Below are 1,318 nucleotides of genomic sequence, written 5' to 3'. Positions count from 1 at the left end.
TCTTTTGCGTTCAGGGAGCCGCGACACCGCCTTGCGGCGTGCCGCGCGTGCTGCTCTTGCCTCCCGTCATGCGCCGCTTGCCTTCCCCACCACCACCCGTCTCTTCGACCGGCGCCTTCAACCACATCTTGATCAGCCAAAGCACATGCCGATCGACGATGCGGCGTGCCACCGATTTGAGAAGTTCTGAGTGTGGAATGGTGTCGAAGTACTTCGACAGATCGGCATCGACCACATCCGTGTAGCCCCGGCCCAGCAGCCGGTGCACTTCCTTGACAGGGTCCGTCCCACCGCGGCCGGGCCGATAGCCATATGCGCTGTCTTCCAGGTCCGCTTCAAAGATCGGCTCCAACACCAGCTTGGCGGCGGTCTGAACCACCCGGTCCCGGATCGTCGGGATGCCGAGCGGACGTTCTCCGCCGCCCGGCTTCGGGATCATCACCCGTCGCACCGGTGCAGGACGATACGTCTTCGTGATCAATTCCTGTCTCAGGCCCGCCAGCCATTCCTCCTCCCCCGACGCCGCAATCGCCGCGAAGCTCTCTCCGTCTACGCCCGGTGCTCCCGCATTGGCGCGGGCCAGCTCATAGGCGTGGTGCAGAATATCCTCTCGATGGATCTTGTCGTAGAGCAGGTAGAAGCGGAAGGCGGACTCTGCCTTCGCCTCGCAATACAGCTTCCTCTGAAGGCTCCTGATCTTTTCCGGTGTTTCAAGGCTCATCGCCAATCACCTGATCCTCACCATCTTCGTTAGCGCTCCAGAAGTCAGGGCCCTTCCCTCCACCGGAGTTACCCGGCTTCATCGGTACTACGACCCTGTCCGACTCCCGTTCAGGCCGCCGCCTTTCGCGACGTTGAGGCCGCTATCCTCGCCTAAACGGGTCTCCCCCGTTGCCTGCATCACCCTGCCAGCGTGCCGCGCCCATTACCCCGGCGGATCAGGTGGGTGCGCACGTCGATTGCTTCCACCCGTGCTGCCTTCCCCGTTACGCTGGCGGGTCGGCATCCGCATCTTCACTTTCGAGGCCTGCTCGGGCTTTACTCACGTTGCGGCCCGCTGGCTCGCTCAGTCGCCCAAGGCGACCTTTGTCACGAGGCTTCAGTGTGGCCAGTTACCCGACCACCCTGCTCGTCAGCTACCAGACCTATCGACAACTATCTGGGTGGATTCTTCCTCCACTGGTGACACACGCCCTTTCGGGGCACACAGCGTAATCCGGGACAGGCCTATCCGCTTCGACAGCTGACCCGGATTTCGCTGCGCTTCATCCGGGCTTGTATGGGGATGTGGTTGTCAAGGGAATGATTGATCAGGGCA

The 1,318-nt window shown here is 62.1% G+C and carries 1 protein-coding gene; it reads right to left on the bottom strand.

What is annotated here, in order from left to right; translation table 11 throughout:
• Window positions 1-10: 10 nt before the first annotated feature.
• Entirely contained in the window at window positions 11-721 is a 711-nt protein-coding gene (locus FXV83_RS41575) for a reverse transcriptase domain-containing protein (protein ID WP_235940619.1), read from the bottom strand.
• Window positions 722-1,318 lie beyond the last annotated feature (597 nt).

It is taken from the genome of Bradyrhizobium hipponense (genome assembly GCF_008123965.1).
Taxonomy (GTDB): domain Bacteria; phylum Pseudomonadota; class Alphaproteobacteria; order Rhizobiales; family Xanthobacteraceae; genus Bradyrhizobium; species Bradyrhizobium hipponense.
Note: the sequence above shows the minus strand (reverse complement) of the source record. Positions and strands in the feature narration are given on the sequence as shown.